This is a genomic window from Mesorhizobium sp. WSM4849 (genome assembly GCF_055811385.1).
Map to the genome: position 1 here is coordinate 20,320 of NZ_JBVVPW010000011.1, position 13,653 is coordinate 33,972.

At 62.9% G+C, this 13,653-nt stretch carries 11 protein-coding genes; 4 read left to right on the top strand and 7 right to left on the bottom strand.

Annotated features, from left to right (window positions below):
• Positions 1 to 44: 44 nt before the first annotated feature.
• From AC0L3L_RS14050 to AC0L3L_RS14070, 5 genes are all read right to left on the bottom strand, one after another.
• Complete coding sequence (locus AC0L3L_RS14050; RefSeq protein ID WP_473638017.1) at positions 45 to 1,709, bottom strand: ABC transporter ATP-binding protein; 1,665 nt, start codon at positions 1,707 to 1,709, stop codon at positions 45 to 47.
• Positions 1,706 to 2,575: an ABC transporter permease gene (locus AC0L3L_RS14055; RefSeq protein WP_473638018.1), complete on the bottom strand. Its 870-nt coding sequence runs from the start codon at positions 2,573 to 2,575 to the stop codon at positions 1,706 to 1,708. The genes AC0L3L_RS14050 and AC0L3L_RS14055 overlap by 4 nt, the downstream gene beginning before the upstream one ends.
• The gene (locus tag AC0L3L_RS14060) at positions 2,572 to 3,519 is read right to left on the bottom strand and encodes an ABC transporter permease (protein WP_473638019.1); all 948 of its coding nucleotides are present in this window, start codon (positions 3,517 to 3,519) and stop codon (positions 2,572 to 2,574) included. The genes AC0L3L_RS14055 and AC0L3L_RS14060 overlap by 4 nt, the downstream gene beginning before the upstream one ends.
• Before the next feature lie 22 nt (positions 3,520 to 3,541).
• Positions 3,542 to 5,023 carry an ABC transporter substrate-binding protein gene (locus AC0L3L_RS14065; RefSeq protein ID WP_473638020.1) on the bottom strand — a complete coding sequence of 494 codons (1,482 nt, stop codon included), beginning with the start codon at positions 5,021 to 5,023 and terminating at the stop codon, positions 3,542 to 3,544.
• A 130-nt stretch (positions 5,024 to 5,153) separates the two neighbouring features.
• Entirely contained in the window at positions 5,154 to 6,434 is a 1,281-nt protein-coding gene (locus AC0L3L_RS14070) for an acetylornithine deacetylase/succinyl-diaminopimelate desuccinylase family protein (RefSeq protein ID WP_473638021.1), read from the bottom strand.
• A 240-nt stretch (positions 6,435 to 6,674) separates the two neighbouring features.
• Between AC0L3L_RS14070 and AC0L3L_RS14075 the strand changes: the two genes are divergently transcribed.
• Positions 6,675 to 7,103: a L,D-transpeptidase gene (locus tag AC0L3L_RS14075; protein ID WP_473638022.1), complete on the top strand. Its 429-nt coding sequence runs from the start codon at positions 6,675 to 6,677 to the stop codon at positions 7,101 to 7,103.
• Here AC0L3L_RS14075 and AC0L3L_RS14080 read toward each other — a convergent pair.
• Positions 7,100 to 7,765, bottom strand: coding sequence for a hypothetical protein (locus AC0L3L_RS14080; protein WP_473486560.1), 666 nt, complete (start codon positions 7,763 to 7,765; stop codon positions 7,100 to 7,102). The two genes, AC0L3L_RS14075 and AC0L3L_RS14080, sit on opposite strands and share 4 nt — an antisense overlap.
• Positions 7,766 to 9,169: a selenium-binding protein SBP56-related protein gene (locus AC0L3L_RS14085; protein ID WP_473486559.1), complete on the bottom strand. Its 1,404-nt coding sequence runs from the start codon at positions 9,167 to 9,169 to the stop codon at positions 7,766 to 7,768. It abuts the gene before it with no gap.
• 248 nt (positions 9,170 to 9,417) lie between these two features.
• Here AC0L3L_RS14085 and AC0L3L_RS14090 point away from each other — a divergent pair, with 248 nt between their 5' ends.
• The 3 genes from AC0L3L_RS14090 (at position 9,418) to AC0L3L_RS14100 (ending at position 13,611) form a co-directional block, all read left to right on the top strand.
• A complete protein-coding gene (locus tag AC0L3L_RS14090) occupies positions 9,418 to 10,500 on the top strand; it encodes a substrate-binding domain-containing protein (RefSeq protein ID WP_287187388.1) in 1,083 nt (360 codons plus the stop codon).
• Positions 10,501 to 10,583: 83 nt separating this feature from the next.
• Positions 10,584 to 12,839, top strand: a complete 2,256-nt coding sequence (locus AC0L3L_RS14095; protein WP_473638023.1) for an ABC transporter permease — start codon at positions 10,584 to 10,586, stop codon at positions 12,837 to 12,839.
• Positions 12,832 to 13,611, top strand: coding sequence for an ATP-binding cassette domain-containing protein (locus AC0L3L_RS14100; protein WP_473638024.1), 780 nt, complete (start codon positions 12,832 to 12,834; stop codon positions 13,609 to 13,611). Before AC0L3L_RS14095 ends, AC0L3L_RS14100 begins: the two co-directional genes overlap by 8 nt.
• The last annotated feature ends 42 nt before the right edge of the window (positions 13,612 to 13,653 follow it).

Genomic DNA, 13,653 nt, shown 5'->3' on the forward strand with positions numbered 1-13,653 from the left:
CTCCCGCCCGTGCGCCCGACGAATTAGCCGTGCCACGAAGCCGCTCACCCCTGTTCCTGCAGCCGTTTCGCGATCGCCCGATGCAAATCGGGAGCGGCTGCGACCAGCGCCTTGGCGGCTTCGGACTGCGGATGGTCGAGAACCTCGCTCGTCCTGCCGCGCTCGACGATCTTGCCGTCATGCATGACCATCACTTCGTCGGTGATGGCGCGGGCAACGGTCAGATCGTGGGTGATAAATAGATAGGCAACGCCGAGCTTGTGGTTGAGCTCGGCGAACAGGTCGAGAATTTGGGCGCGGATTGAGACATCCAACGCCGAGACCGGCTCGTCGGCGACGACCAGCTTGGGGCGGGTGATGATGGCGCGGGCGATCGACAGGCGCTGGCGCTGGCCACCCGAAAACTCGTGCGGATATTTGTCCATGTCGCGTGGACTAAGGCCGACCTCGTGCAAGGCCTTTGCCACCATCTGGCGCCGTTCCGCATCCGTCGGCTTCTTCTCCAGGAGATGCAGTGGCTCGGCGACCAGTTTTTCGACCTTCTGGCGCGGATCGAAGGAGCCGTAAGGGTCCTGGAACACCACCTGCATGTCGCGTCGCGCCGGCTTGAGCTCAGCCTCGCTCTTGCCGGTGATGACCTGACCGCGAAACCGGATCGTTCCCGATGTCGGCCCGTCCAGCGCCAGGACCATGCGGGCAAGCGTGGACTTGCCGCAACCGGAACGCCCGACCAGCGCCACAGACTGCCCGGGATCAATCGAGAACGAGACATCGTCGACGGCGCGGATCGGGGCCGCGCGCTTCAGCAACGATTTGCGCCGTCCCGGATAATCCCGCGTCACGCTCTCTACCTGAAGAAGAGGCTTGGCCACCTGAAGAAGAGGTTTGGCAGCCTGGACCAGGGGGTTGTCTTGGCCGACCTCGTGTGTCCTGGCACGCGCCGGCACATGCATCGAGGCCTGCGCCAGTTGTCGCGTGTAGGGATGGAACTGCTCGGACAAAGTGCGCGCCGTGTCGCCGGCCTCCATCACTTCGCCGTGGCGCAGGATGGTGATGCGGTCCGCCATCTCGGCCACCACCGCGAGGTCGTGCGAGATCAAGAGCAGGCCCATGCGGCTCTCTGCGACCAGGTCGCGCAACAGGTCGAGGATCTGCGCCTGCAGCACGACGTCGAGCGCCGTCGTCGGCTCGTCGGCGATCAGCAGCTTGGGCTTCAGCGCGCAGGCAATGGCGATGACGACACGCTGGCGCTGACCGCCAGAAAGCTCGTGTGGATAGCGCGACAGCGGGAACTGTGCCGCCGGCAGGCCGACCCGGTCGAACATTTTTCGCGCGCGGTCCTCGGCGTCGGCGCGGCTTGCCCTGGTGTGCCAGCGGATGCCTTCGGCGACCTGCTCGCCAATGGTCTTGACCGGGTTGAGTGCCGTCATCGGCTCCTGGAAAACCATGCCGATATCGTCGCCGCGCAGCGCGCACATCTGGTCTTCGCTGGCCGCAAGGATGTCGATGCCGTCGAAGACGACGCGCCCGGTGGCGCGCGCCGCCCAGGGCAGAAGCCGCATCACCGTCAGCGCCGTTATCGACTTGCCCGAGCCGGATTCGCCGACCAGCCCCATCACCTCGCCGGGCGCGACGGAGAGCTCGACATCCCTCAGGATCGGCGTATCGCCGATGCTTAGCGACAATCGCTCGATTTCGAGCAGGCTCATCGCTGCCGCCGCGATTTAGGGTCGAGGATGTCGGCAATACCGTCGCCGAGCAGGTTCAGGCCAAGCACGGTGACGACGATCGCCATGCCTGGAAAGATCGCCATCCACGGCGCCGCCACCATGCGGGTCTGCGCGTCGAACAGCATCCGGCCCCAGCTCGGCATCGGCGGCTGTGTGCCGAGCCCGACATAGGAAAGCCCGGCTTCGGCCAGGATGCCGAGCGCGAACTGGATGGTGCCTTGCACCAGGAGCAAACTGACGATGTTGGGCAGCACATGCTCCAGCGTGATCAGCGTTTTGCCTTTGCCGGCGGCGCGCGCGGCGAGGATGAATTCGCGTGGCCAGATCGCCAGCGCACCGGCCCGGGCGACGCGGGCGAAGACCGGGATGTTGAAGATGCCGATGGCGATGATGGCGTTGAGCGCGCCCGGCCCGAAGATGGCGGTGATCATGATCGCCGACAGCAGGGCAGGGAAGGCGAAGACGAGATCGTTCAGCCGCATCACCGCTTCATCGACGATGCCGCCGCGCGCCGCGGCGAAGGCGCCGAGCGGCACGCCTACGCCCATGCCGATGCCGACAGCGACCAGCGCCACGGCGATCGAATTGCGGGCGCCGACCATGATCATGGAAAGAATGTCGCGGCCGAAATGATCGGTGCCGAACCAGTGCGCCGGCGAGGGTGCCTGGGTCTTGTCGGCGATGATCAGCCTGGTGACGTCAAAAGGCGTCCAGAAGAACGAGACGATAGCGACCGCTGCCACCAGTGCGGTGATGGCGAAGCCGGCGAGGAACGAGCGGTTGGTGAAGGCCTTGACGAGGATGTCGGCAAAATTTTCCTCTGGGATGTCGAAGCGCACCGTCATTGGCGGCTTCTCAGGCGCGGATCGACGACCGCATAGGAGAGATCGACGAGCAGGTTGACCGCGATGACGGCGGCAACCAGCAGCATGACGACGCTTTCGACGACGATCAGGTCGCGCTGGGTGATCGCCTGGAATACCAGCCGGCCAAGGCCGGGCAGGTAGAAGACGTTCTCGATGATGATGGTGCCGGCGAGCAGGAAGGCGAACTGCAGGCCGAGAATGGTCAGCACCGGGATCATCGCGTTGCGCAGCGCGTGCCGCCACAGCACCGCGCGAAAGGGCAGGCCCTTGGCGCGGGCGGTGCGGATGTAGTCCTCGTTCAGCACTTCGATCAGCGCCGAGCGGGTGACGCGGGCGAGGATCGCCGCTTGCGGCAGGGCGAGCGCGATCGCCGGCAGGATCAGCGATTTCAGCGCCGGCCAGACGCCGGCGCTCCATCCCGGAAAGCCACCTGCCGGCACCAGCCGCAGCCAGACGGCGAAGAAGTAGATCAGCATCAGCGCAAACCAGAAGTTCGGCACAGCGACGCCAAGCTGTGCGGCGCCCATCGCAATCGTGTCGCCGGCCCGCCCGTGCCGGCCGGCTGAAAACAGCCCGACCGGAATGGCAATGATGGTGGACAGCGCCAGCGCGATCAGGGCCAGCGGCAGCGAGACGACGACGCGCTCGCGGACCAGGTCGATGACCGGCACCGAATAGGTGTAGGAGCGGCCGAAATCGAGGCTCAGCAAGCCGCCGGCCCAGTGCAGATAGCGCAGCGCAAGGGGTGCGTTGAGGCCCATCTGGTTGCGCAGCAACTCGACCTGGTCGGCGCTGGCGTTCATGCCAAGCATCAGCCGCGCCGGGTCGCCGGGAATGATCTCCAGCACGGCAAAGACCACCATCGAGGCCAGAACCAGCGTGATGAGCGCGATGGCAAGGCGCTTGAGGAGATAGGCGGTCATGGGGGAGGACCGCTACGCTGCCTCACTCCGTCCACTTCACCTTGGTCAGGTCGTTGGCCTGGATCGGGGCGTTTTCCCAAAAACCTTCGAGCTTGGCGTCCCAGACGCCGGCTTTCGGCAATTCGTAGAGGAAGCCGACTACGGCATCGTCGGCCAGTATCTTCTGCGCCTCGCCGAGCAGCGTCATGCGCTTGGCCTCATCGGAGGTGAGGCTCAGATCGGCGATGATCTTGTCGAAGGTCGGGTTGTCGTAGTTGAAGTAGTAATCCTTGCGCGAATAGATATCGATGTCGTTGGGCTCGGTGTGGGAGACGATGGTCAGGTCGTAGTCCTTCTTGGTGAAGACCTGGTCCAGCCACTGCGCCCATTCCACGGGCACGATCTGCAGATCGATGCCGACATCGCGAAGCTGCGACGCTATGATCTCGCCGCCAAGCCGCGCATAGGGAGGCGGCGGCAGTTTCAGCGTCGCCTTGAAGCCGTTCTCCAGGCCGGCTTCCTTCAAGAGTTCCTGGGCTTTCTCGACATTGTGCGGATAGAGGCCGGTGAGGTCGACATAGGCCTTGTTGGCGGGCGACATGTGCGAGCCGATCGGCACACCCAAACCGGCCGAGGCGCCGTCGATGATCGCCTTGCGGTCGAGCGCAAACGAAATCGCCTGCCTGACCTGCAGTCTGTCGAAAGGCGGCTTCTTGTTGTTGATCGAGAGAATGGTTTCGCCCTCGGTCGCGCCGATCACCACCTTGAAGCGTGGGTCGTCCTTGATCTGGGCGACACTGTCGGGAGCGGGGAAGAAGGGAAAGGCCTGGATGTCGCCGGAAAGCAATGCCGGCACAGCGGCAGCGGCATCGGGAACAATGCGGAACTCTGCCTTGTCGAGGGACACCGGGGCGCCCCAGTAAGTGTCGGACTTGATCAGCGTGATCGACGAGCCCTTGGCCCAGTTTTGGAACCTGAACGGCCCGGTGCCGACAGGCTTTTCCTTGTTGGTGTCGGCTGTCTCCGGCGCGACGATGACCGCGTCGCCCCAGCCCATATTGTAGAGGAACGAACTTTGCGGGTTCTTCAGCGTGATCTTGACCGTCGCCGGATCGGCCACCTCGACCGTATCGATGGCGGCGAACAGGCCCTTTTGTGCGTTGACGGAGTTGTCGGCACGGGCGCGGTCGAGCGAGAATTTCACGTCGTCGGCATTGAAGTCGGTGCCGTCATGGAATTTGACGCCGGTATGCAGCTTGAATGTGTAGACCTTGCCGTCGTCGGAAATCATCCAGCTTTCGGCCAGATCCGGCAGCACATCGCCGTTCGGACCGATGCGGGTCAGCCCCTCGAACACATTGGCGTAAAGCACTTCGTCGATCGCGGCCGCAGCACCTGCGGTCGGATCGAGATGCGGAGGTTCGAGCGTAATGCCGATGACCAGATCGGTCCGCGCGGCAAATGCCGATGTTCCGGCAGACAGCACCAGGGCCGCGGCGGTGAGAATGGTTTTCCACAATTTCATCGTGCAACTCCCGATATGCTCAAAAACATGCTCAAAACCCGGTGGATAGAAGCGTGATTTCACCAACGAGTAAATTGCGTTTCGTGTTTTCCGGCAGCGCCGGCAGGAATGTTTTTTCGCCCATCACCGACTACCGAGCGCCCGCGCCCCTAAGCAGCACGTTGAGCCCGATCGCCATCACCTTGGCCGATTCGACCATGTCTGATATCCCCACCCATTCGTCGGGCCTGTGGGCGAGGTCGAGAATGCCCGGGCCATAGGCGATGCAGTCGTAGATGTGACCGATGCCTGCAATGTGCTTCTGGTCGTAGGTGCCGGGCGAAATCACATAGTCGGGCTCGCGGTCGAATATCTCCATGATGCCTTGCGCCACCGCCTTGACCACCGGCGCATCGCGCTCGGTCATCAGCGGCAGCACCTCCATGAGATCGCGGATCTCGTAGTCGAATTTCTTGCGCTCGCGCTTCAGCCGGTCGAGGATATCGGTCACCTCGCTTTTGACCGTGCCGAGGTCCTCTTCGAGCAGGAAGCGGCGGTCGATGGTCAGCCGGCAGGAATCGGGGACGTTGGGCGAGGGCAGGCCAGGCCGGAAATCCTCGGTCTGGCCGCCGTGGATCGAGTTGATGTTCATGGTCGAGCGCTTGGCCCCGTCGGGCACGACCGGCATGCGCGTGACCTTGCGGTCGAGCGCCGGAAACAGCTCGTCCTCGAAGGCCTTTAGCACGGCACCCATATGGCGCACCGCGTTGTCGCCGAGGAACGGCATCGAGCCGTGCGCAATCTCCCCCTTGGTCTCGATCTCCGCCCACCAGACGCCGCGATGGCCAAGGCAGATGCGGTCCTTGTTCAACGGCTCGGGGATGACGACGTGGTCGACCTTCGGCTTGGAGAAATAGCCGAGCTTTGCCAGATGGGCGACGCCGCCGAAGCCGCCGGACTCCTCGTCGACCGTGCCCGATATTTCGATGGCGCCCGGAAAATCGGGGAAGACCTCCATGAAGGCCTCGGCGGCGATGATCGACGAGGCCAGGCCGCCCTTCATGTCGCAGGCGCCGCGGCCATAGACCTTGCCATCCCTGACAATGCCGGCGAAGGGATCGAGGCTCCAGCCGTCGCCGGCTTCGACCACGTCGATATGCGAGTTGAAATGCAAACAGACGCCGGGCGAGCGGCCATCGAAGCGGGCGACGACATTGACGCGCGGGTAGCGGTCGGTGTCACCGGGCGTGCCTTCGGCGCGGATGAATTCGACTTCGAAACCGCGCTTCTTCAGCCGCGCTCCGACGTATTCGGCGCATGGCCGATAGGCTTCGCCGGGCGGATTGATGGTCGGAAAGCGAATCAGGTCCGCGGTCAACGCGACCAGGTCGTCGACCCGATCACCGACCGCTTTCAGGAGCCGTTCATTCATTTCGTTCATTCGGCGAATTGAGCAGCCAATGATGCGCTTTGGCAAGCCTGTTGGCGGGTCGCGCCTTAGTTACGTGGTTACGTGTCGTCACGGCAACTATCGCGGGAAATCGTTCAAATTCGCTGCTTTGGATTGGTGAATTCATCAGAGGTGTGTGGTTACCTCATTCACTTGCGATTAAAAAGATGAAGAATTGCGTGAAGGCAAGCAGGCAAGGGCAGTCAAAGGGGGGTTGATCGCATGAAAAAAACCGTTCTCATGGCAGCGGCACTGGCAACGATGCTGCTCGGTTCTTCGGTCGAGGGCTGGGCAGCCAAGCTGGTTGCAAGGATCGACGTGTCATCGCAGACGATGACTGTAAGATACGGTCAGGCGGTTTACCGATGGCGCGTATCCACGGCGCGCAAAGGCTATATCACGCCGCGCGGCAGCTACCGGCCGCAACGAACGGCACGGATGTGGTATTCGCGCAAATACGACATGTCGCCGATGCCTCATTCGGTATTCTACCGCGGCGGCTACGCCATCCATGGCACCGGCGCGGTAAAATCTCTCGGGCGCCCGGCGTCGCATGGCTGCGTGCGGCTGCACCCGGCCAATGCCGCCGCCTTCTATTCGATGGTGCGGCAAGCCGGCTTCCGCAACACGCGGATCGTGGTGACCAACTAGAGCGCGGAAAACACGCCGATCGTCCCGACCAGAACTAGGCTTAGCGCCCAGATCACATCTAGATCAAACCAGCTTTTCGAAAGAAACCTTAATCCCAGCCACCGATAGACGCCGAAGGCCAAAGCGCCGCCCGCAGTGATCATCGCGCCGGTGTGGACCGCTGCCACGCCGATCGAGAGCGCTGCAGTTCGTGCAATGAGGGCGGTCGCGGCACGGTGCCCAGCATCCGTTTCAACGACGCCGCACAGGCCGAGGTAGATCGGCACCAGCATCAGGCCGGCGCCATGCGCGACGGCGACCAGAAAGGACCAGAGCGCCAGTCGCGACGGCGGCACGCGCGCCAGAAATCTAGGATGCCGCCGGTTGAAGAGCAGCCAGACTCCGAGCGCGACGACAATTAGACCTGCGCCAACGCGGATCTCGGTTTGCCAATCAACCAGCACGGTCATCAGCGCGAAGGGCAAGAGGACCACCGTCATGGCGACAAGATGCCCGAACGCCAGCGCCAGGAGTGCGCCCGGCAGTGCATAGGCCCGCCGTTCCATCAGGGCGGCCGAAACAGCAAGCGGCCAGCCCATACCCGGGTTTACGCCATGGTAAATCCCGCTGGCGACCACAGCAAACCAGAGGCCGGCTGTGGTCGAAAGGAGTTCGGGCGACACCTAGACCGATGGGTAGCAGAAACTGTCGGTAGAGCAGTCGCCGCCTTCAAGTCGGATCTGGTGCGTTCGATAGCCTTTGGGGAACTCGACGAAGAAGTTGGTGTCGAGCGTCAGGCCACCATTGGCGCCAACATCGGCCTTCACCATCGCCCCGCCGCGCTCACCGGGATAGAACTGATCGTCCCAGGTCGAATAGAGCGAATTGGTCCAATAGACACGCTTGCCGTCGCGGCTAATCTCGACCATCTGTGGCCCATAGCCGAAGACCTTGCCACAGGGGTGCTTGGTCTTCTTGACGATCCCACCCAGTTCGACCTTGCCCGCCAGAACCGGCTTCATCGGGTCGCTGACATCGTATTGATGCATTTCACCCATACCCCAACAAGCCACGTAGAGATATTTGTCGTCGAGGCTGAGGTCGATGTCGGTGACCAGCGGGGGCACCGCCGAGAAACCCTTCAGAAGATCCGGCAGATCGTCGGCATTGGCCGGTTGAGGCGGGATGATCGCCGTCTTCTTGGCCTGGAACTTGCCATCTGCGTCGCGCCACCAAGTCCAGATCGAGCCTTCGAGATTGGTGGTATCGACCACAACGCCGCAGAAGCCGTATTGCTGGACTGGATCATGCGCCGGGCGGATTTCGAGCGCCATTTGGTGATTGGCGCCCAGATCGATCGTCTGAATGTTCTTACGCGCACGCAGATCCCAGAAATGCATGCGGTGGCCGTACTTGTTGGACAGTAGATCCTCCGGGACGATGCCGTTTTCGAACTGCGGCGGCAGGGCCCATTCGGAACTGACCATGTAGTCGCGCGGCAGGTTCCACCAGAAATCGTAGTGCTTGTCCTGGGCGCCACGATCTATCTCATAGCGGCCAATGACATCGAAGGTCTGGCAATCCATGATGAAGATGCCCGGAGGACCGTCGGTACCGTCCTTGCCGCCGCCGCCCAGGGTCGAGACATAGATGCCCTCGGGTCCGCAGTGGATCGTATGCGGGCGGGAATAGCCCGTCTTGGCAAAGACTTCTGCGGGTTCGATGATCTTGTGAATCTTGGCGGCCGTCGGCCCGCCCTTCACATCAATTATGTAGATGCGCGACGAACGCATCCCCGGAATGATCAGATAACGACGCTCCAAAAAGGCGTGGCCAGTCAGTGGTGATAGCGCCGAAGAACACGCATTCCAGCCGAAGTGATGAAACTCATCGCCCTTGTTTGGCATGATCACAGTGTGGACGATCTTGCCGAACTCCGGCGAATTTGGATCGACATTCACCACAGCCAGGCCGTCGGGTTGCGAGAAGTCCGGGCTAAGCATCAACGTGTAGGCCAGAGTTTCCGGCGGCCCTTCCATAGCCAGCTTCGGTGACGCATAGAATGTGGGGTCTGGTCGCAGATTCATCGCGGTATCCTCCCTACGCGTTTGTGAAACTTTATTCTTGGTGCTCTCTGTGTCGCTCCCTTTTGAAATGCGGCCCAGGTAGGGATCATAATACACCAAGTCTCCTCGTCTGTCTGACACCGAGTCGCGCTAGCACTATTTACGTGGGCAGGCTTTGGGCAGAATATACGGGGTGGGAGGAAGCATTCGGAATCCTGAATAAATGCGCCCGAACGGCTTCCGACCGTTGGTTGCAAGGGAGGAAAATCATGAAACGTATTTTCTCGCTCGCGGCGTGTGCCGCGGCGTTATCGCTCGGCGTATCGAACGCCTACGCACAATCGGGCGGCGTCGATAAGGCGGTCGGCGGCTACAGCTTCGAAGAAGCCGCAAAGGAGGCCCCCGGTACCAAGGACTTCCATTCGGCCGATGGTCACCTCACTTTCGCTATCGTGACACACACTGCCGGCAATGGCTTCTTCGATCCGGTCTACGTCGGCGCGACCGTCGCCGGCAACCTGATCGGCGCCAAGGTCCTGCTGCTCGGCTCGGAATCGCCGACCGACGACCCTGCCCGCGAGATCGAAATCCTGAACCAGATCGTGCAGGATCCGACGATCGACGGGCTGATCATGACAACGCCCCAGGTCGGCGCCTACAACGACATCGTCAAGGCCGCCGAGGCGAAGGGCATACCGGTCGCTACGACCAATTCCTTTGACGGCACGATCCTCAACCGCAGCGGCATCGGCCACACTGGCCAGGACGCCTCCGCTGCCGCAATCGCCGGCGAGGCGCTCGTCAAGTGCCTCGCGGACAAGGGTATCGAGAAGGGTTCGATCGTCCTGCCGTCGTCGACCGCAATGGGCAACATCGAGGTGAACAATCGCGTCACTTCGGCTTTCAACGCCATCGTCAAGGGCTTGAGGGATGCCGGCAAGCTTGATGCCTTCAAGGTCGACGCGGGTCCGGAGAACACCGGTATAGACACCAATCCGAATGATCCGGTGAACGGCATCGTGACGCTGTTCGAATCGCGCGGCGATGTCGTTGGCGCGTTCGCCGGCAACAACGTGTTCACGCCGGCGCTTGCCAAGGCCGTCGCTCAGACCGGAATGACCGGCAAGATCTGCGCCTACGGTTTCGACCTCGGCCCGGCCCAGCAGGATGCGATGAAGAGCGGCGATCTGACCGGCGCGCTCGGGCAGCAGCCCTTCTTGCAGGGCTTCTGGCCGGTCATGCAACTCTATCTGGAGATCGATCGCGGCATCGCGGCGGCCAACCTCGACACACGCGCCCAACTGGTGACGAAGGAGACCGTCGAGGACGTCGGCAAGCGCTTCGAGAACTGAGTCCACTCGGAACGTCTGAAATCATTGCGGGAGGGCGCAGGCTCTCCCGCAATGCGGCAGCAGGAAATCGACCAGAAGAGACCATGGCGCTTACCGCGACCACATCGCTCGGCCGTGCGCCGTCCCAGATTGTCGGCGGCTGGGAGGTGGGGCTCGTTGCCTTGCTTTTGCTGCTCTATCTCGGCGGCGCTCTCGTCAATCCCGCGTTCTTCGGGTCAACAGGAGCGTTTCACTCGCTGCTCCGCGACACCTCGCGGGTTGCCATCATCGCGGTCGGAGTGACCTTCGTCATCGTCAACAAGGACCTCGATCTTTCGGTCGGTTCAACTTACGGCCTAGTCGCCGTCGTCTTTGCCAGGCTGTTCGCGCCGAACTTCCTTGACCTCGGCGTCGTCACGTCGGCGATCCTCTGCCTGCTGCTCGGCACGCTGATCGGGCTGATCAACGGCGTGCTCGTCACCATCCTCAAGGTGCCGGCGTTCATCGCCACGCTGACCGTCCTCTTCATCGGCCGCGGCTTCGTGCTGGCGCTCACTCACGGCCAGGCGATCTACTACCCTGCCAAGGCGACCGGCTATCCGGGTTTTTTTCACCTCGGCGAGACCAACCTCCTCGGCTTCAACAACCAGATCGTGATCTTCCTCATTGTCGCCGTGATCGGCGCCTATGTGCTTGCCAAGACGCGCTGGGGCTACGAGACCTTCGCCACCGGCGGCAACGAGCAGGCGGCGTCCTATGCCGGCATCCCGACCAACTGGGTGCGCATCCGAGCCTTCCTGATCTCCTCGCTCTGCGCGGCGCTGGCCGGTTTGATGTCAGCTGCCCAGGACAAGGGCGTGACGCCCCTCTACGGCGTCAGCGGTGAGCTGACCGTCATTGCCGCCGTGATCATCGGCGGCGCCTCGATCCTCGGCGGCCGCGGCCGGGTCGCCGGATCCTGCCTTGGCGCCCTGCTGGTGGTGCTGCTCGACAAGGTATTGCGCGAGGGCTGGCCGATCACGCGCATCATCAAGATCGGCGACGAGGAGATCACGGTCAATGCCGTTTTCTCGCTACCGGTCGGCGCGGTGCCGGTGTTCCTCGGGCTGCTGCTCGTCGTCGCGGTGCTCATCGAGCCCTATCTCATCCGCCGCCAGGTGGCAGGGCGCCTCTGGGCCTGGCTCCGCGACCGGCCGCCGCCACCGGCCTACGAGATCGGCGGCATCGCGATCGAGGGGGTGCAGACCAAGGGCGCGATGGCGACCGACATGGCGTTGTCGGCCACCGGGTTCGGCAAGTTCCTCGCCCGGCGCGACGCGCTCGCCATCATCCTGACCGCGGTCCTGTGGCTGACCGGCCTCGCGCTCCGGCCGGACTACTGGTGGAACCTGTCCAACAGCTTCGCGATCTTGCTCAACTACACCGAGCTTGCGCTGATCACCATCGGACTCACCTACGTCATCGCCGCCGGCGATATCGATCTCTCCGTCGGGGCGGTGCTCGCTCTCGCCGGCAGCACCGCCGCCTATTTCCTCAAGGTCCTTGGCGCCGACCCCGTGACCGCCGTGGCAATGGGCCTGCTCGCGGGCATGTGCGCCGGCCTCGTCAACGCGATCGTCACCGTCGGCTTCAAGCTGCCGGCCTTCATCGCCACGCTCGGCATGTTCTACATCGCCCGCGGCCTCGCCGCCTGGTTCGTCGCCGGGCAGCAGCTCACCGGCTGGCCCGAGGGCTACAACCTGCTTGGCCGCAAGGTGAACGACATCCTGCTGCACTACCGCATCTCGCTGCCGGACGGGCTGCTGCGCTCGATCGCTGAGGTGGTGAGCGTCCAGACCATCTGGATGCTGTTCGTCGCCCTCATCGCCGGCGTCGTGCTCGCCTACATGCCGTTCGGGCAGAAGGTCTATGCGACCGGCGGCAATATTCGCGCCGCCGCTTATGCCGGAATCAATACCAACCGGGTGCGTTTTCTCGCGCTTATTCTGGCGGCGCTCTGCGCGACAATGGCCGGGATCATCAACGTCGCCTACTTCCGCAGCTTCAACCCGGTAGCCGGCCAGTTCCGCGAGCTCGACGCCATCGCTTCGGTGATCATCGGCGGCGGTTCGATCTTCGGCGGCTACGGCACCGTGATCGGGGCGCTCGCCGGGGCGGCGGTGATCACCCTGATTCGGGCGCTGCTGCAGCTCAACGTTCAGGGTTTCACGATGCCGCAGCACTGGATCAACGTCTTCATCGGCGGCATCCTGATTGTGGCGGTGCTGATCGACATCTGGGTGCGCCAGGCCAACATCTTCGGCCGCCTGCGGGCGCGCCTCGCGCGGCGCATAAGAACGGCGGAGACCACCCATGCTTGACCCGACCACGCCTGCACCGATCGTAGAAATGCGGGGCATCGAAAAAGCCTTCGGTGCGGTGCAGGCGCTCCGCAACGTCGACCTCGTGCTCTATCCCGGCGAAATCCTGGGCCTCGTCGGCGACAACTCGGCCGGCAAATCGACGCTGATGAAGATCCTGACCGGCGCCTACCAGCGCGACGCCGGCGAGGTCTTCGTCGCCGGGCAGCCGGTGCACTTCAAGAGCCCGCACGAAAGCCGCGACGCCGGCATCGAGATGATCTACCAGGATTTCGCTCTTTGCGGGAATATGGATGTCGGTCAGAACATCTTTCTTGGCCGTTGGCCGCGCAGGGGCCTTTTCGTCAATCGGCGGAAAATGTACGCGGAAGCCGACAGTGTGCTGAAGCGGCTCAAGGTCGACGTGAACTCCGTCTATCAAAAGGTCGAGAGCCTTTCGGGCGGCCGCCAGCAATCGGTGGCGATTGCCCGCGCTATCTCCTTTCAGCCGCGCGTGGTGATACTCGACGAGCCGACTGCCAATCTCTCGGTGATGGCGACCGAGCGGCTGCTCGAAACCATGCTGGAACTGAAGAAGCAGGGCGTTGCCCAGATCATCATCTCCCACCGCCTTGTTGACATCTTCGCTGTGGGCGACCGCGTGATGGTGCTTAAGCGCGGCGAGAACGTCGGCGATCGCTACATCAAAAACACCGACGAGCATGAGGTCCTGGAGATCATCGTCTCCGGCACGCGAGAGCACGCACTTACGGCCGATGAGGCGAGGCTTTGACCGATCAGGATCGCTTTTCTCGTGGCGTCGCAGAAATGTGGC

What these genes read in the sequence shown, in the direction of transcription:
- AC0L3L_RS14050 (WP_473638017.1), bottom strand. Translation starts at nt 1,709, where the DNA reads ATGAGCCTGCTCGAAATCGAGCGATTGTCGCTAAGCATCGGCGATACG.
- AC0L3L_RS14055 (WP_473638018.1), bottom strand. Translation starts at nt 2,575, where the DNA reads ATGACGGTGCGCTTCGACATCCCAGAGGAAAATTTTGCCGACATCCTC.
- AC0L3L_RS14060 (WP_473638019.1), bottom strand. Translation starts at nt 3,519, where the DNA reads ATGACCGCCTATCTCCTCAAGCGCCTTGCCATCGCGCTCATCACGCTG.
- AC0L3L_RS14065 (WP_473638020.1), bottom strand. Translation starts at nt 5,023, where the DNA reads ATGAAATTGTGGAAAACCATTCTCACCGCCGCGGCCCTGGTGCTGTCT.
- AC0L3L_RS14070 (WP_473638021.1), bottom strand. Translation starts at nt 6,434, where the DNA reads ATGAATGAACGGCTCCTGAAAGCGGTCGGTGATCGGGTCGACGACCTG.
- AC0L3L_RS14075 (WP_473638022.1), top strand. Translation starts at nt 6,675, where the DNA reads ATGAAAAAAACCGTTCTCATGGCAGCGGCACTGGCAACGATGCTGCTC.
- AC0L3L_RS14085 (WP_473486559.1), bottom strand. Translation starts at nt 9,169, where the DNA reads ATGAATCTGCGACCAGACCCCACATTCTATGCGTCACCGAAGCTGGCT.
- AC0L3L_RS14090 (WP_287187388.1), top strand. Translation starts at nt 9,418, where the DNA reads ATGAAACGTATTTTCTCGCTCGCGGCGTGTGCCGCGGCGTTATCGCTC.
- AC0L3L_RS14095 (WP_473638023.1), top strand. Translation starts at nt 10,584, where the DNA reads ATGGCGCTTACCGCGACCACATCGCTCGGCCGTGCGCCGTCCCAGATT.
- AC0L3L_RS14100 (WP_473638024.1), top strand. Translation starts at nt 12,832, where the DNA reads ATGCTTGACCCGACCACGCCTGCACCGATCGTAGAAATGCGGGGCATC.